Annotated in this window: 2 tRNA genes and 1 rRNA gene; all 3 read left to right on the top strand. The window is 47.2% G+C overall.

Annotated features, from left to right (window positions below):
* Positions 1–79 (top strand): 16S ribosomal RNA (locus ACNQ0W_RS25365); the annotation flags it as partial.
* A 70-nt stretch (positions 80–149) separates the two neighbouring features.
* Positions 150–226: transfer RNA gene (locus ACNQ0W_RS25360), tRNA-Ile, on the top strand.
* Between the two features lie 38 nt (positions 227–264).
* Positions 265–340, top strand: a tRNA-Ala gene (locus ACNQ0W_RS25355).
* Positions 341–498 lie beyond the last annotated feature (158 nt).

The raw sequence follows: 498 nt of genomic DNA, 5'->3' as shown, positions 1-498 counted from the left end.
TACCACTTTGTGATTCATGACTGGGGTGAAGTCGTAACAAGGTAACCGTAGGGGAACCTGCGGTTGGATCACCTCCTTACCTTAAAGAACCTGCCTTTGCAGTGCTCACACAGATTGTCTGATGAAAAACAGCAGTAAAAAACCTCTACAGGCTTGTAGCTCAGGTGGTTAGAGCGCACCCCTGATAAGGGTGAGGTCGGTGGTTCAAGTCCACTCAGGCCTACCAAATTTGCGAAGCAAATTTGAAGAGGTTGTTTATACGATGGGGCTATAGCTCAGCTGGGAGAGCGCCTGCCTTGCACGCAGGAGGTCTGCGGTTCGATCCCGCATAGCTCCACCATCTTTTACTGCGAACACAAGAAAACTTCAGAGTGAACCTGAAAAGGTGCACTGCGAAGTTTTGCTCTTTAAAAATCTGGATCAAGCTGAAAATTGAAACGACACACAGCTCATGTGTGTTCGAGTCTCTCAAATTTTCGCAATCAGAAGTGAAACATC

Source organism: Enterobacter cloacae complex sp. 6730903 (genome assembly GCF_048283985.1).
In the GTDB taxonomy this organism is placed as follows: Bacteria; Pseudomonadota; Gammaproteobacteria; order Enterobacterales; family Enterobacteriaceae; genus Enterobacter; species Enterobacter hormaechei_C.
Note: the sequence above shows the minus strand (reverse complement) of the source record. Positions and strands in the feature narration are given on the sequence as shown.